Here is a 1181-nt window from a genome sequence, read left to right on the forward strand (position 1 = left end):
GTTCGTAATTCATCTTATTAATCTAATTTTTTATTTTATTTTACCTAGAACGAGCGCACTTTCGCAAGAGGTCTATTGAGTAATCCGTGAGTTGCCAGATGAATAATCCGGGCTTTTAGCATCTGTTGAACAATCGATGCTTTAGTTGCTTGAGTGCCTGTAATCGGTTTAGTATTCAGAAGTTGGGCAATTGTAATTGCTTCCTGTTCGCTGCCCGGTAAGGGAGCTAATTGGCGCGGCGGGTTGCCAATTTTGGGCATAATTGGATTGCCGACGACGAGGTTATTTTGGAGAGAAAGTTGTCGGACTTTTTGTCGTGATTGGCGGGTTAACTGCAAAATTTGAATGGCGGGAGCGGTGAGGATGGTATGTTTTTCAATTAGATATTGACCTGTCGGATCTTGTAAGGCGGCAAAGGGAACTAAAAATAGGGATTGATGGGGAATGAAGATGACCGGAGCATTCGGGTCAGTAGGTAAAAGCTCGGCAATGGGTTGAATCAGTAGTTGATAACTTTGCTGTAATTTGGGGTAGATTATCCGAGAATTAGCAGGGGTAGAAGCAGGGGGATTAGCTGTTTGTTTATTGGCAACGTCCCCCACACCCAGAGCATCGCGAGTGCCGCGAATCATCTCAGCTAAGGGGGTATCTTGCTCGTTTAATCCTCTCCTCCCGGTAGCAGCAGATACTCTTGTCTCTTCGCTGGCTTCGGGTAGATTGATGTTCAGAGATTTGAGGTCAACGGAGCGAAATGTAATTTCACCAGTCGGCTTGATGACCCAAATATAAAGGGCTTCATTCCAAATAGTTGAATACTCGACGAGGGTAGCGTTTTGCTCTTTAGCGATTTGTTGAATTTGCTGGATATTGGGCGGGTTGATAGTAGGTGTGACAGAGGCAGATGCGACAAGGCGAGATGCCAATAACTCCACAAAAGCTCGGGCTCTACCCCGTTCGGCAATTTCTAAAGCGTCATTAGTTTTTTTCTGAGCAATGAAGATTTTTTGTAAAGTGACGTAGGGGCTAGTTTGGGTTTCAAATATTGACACTTTATTGGCATCGTCTAATCCAGCACGGAGAGATTCCAAAACTTTAATACTATCAAGTAAGTAGGTCGGCGCAAAAAAACCGAACTATGTTAAGATAAGTAAACAAAAAGAATATATCTACTGAGGTAACTC

Annotated in this window: 1 protein-coding gene; it reads right to left on the reverse strand. The window is 43.6% G+C overall.

Going from position 1 to position 1181, the window contains the following annotated elements; genetic code table 11:
* Positions 1 to 44: 44 nt before the first annotated feature.
* A complete protein-coding gene (locus QUA83_RS30455) occupies positions 45 to 1088 on the reverse strand; it encodes a CHAT domain-containing protein (protein WP_333297944.1) in 1044 nt (347 codons plus the stop codon).
* Between the last annotated feature and the right edge of the window lie 93 nt (positions 1089 to 1181).

It is taken from the genome of Microcoleus sp. K1-B1 (assembly GCF_036704705.1).
Classification (GTDB): Bacteria; Cyanobacteriota; Cyanobacteriia; order Cyanobacteriales; family Microcoleaceae; genus Microcoleus.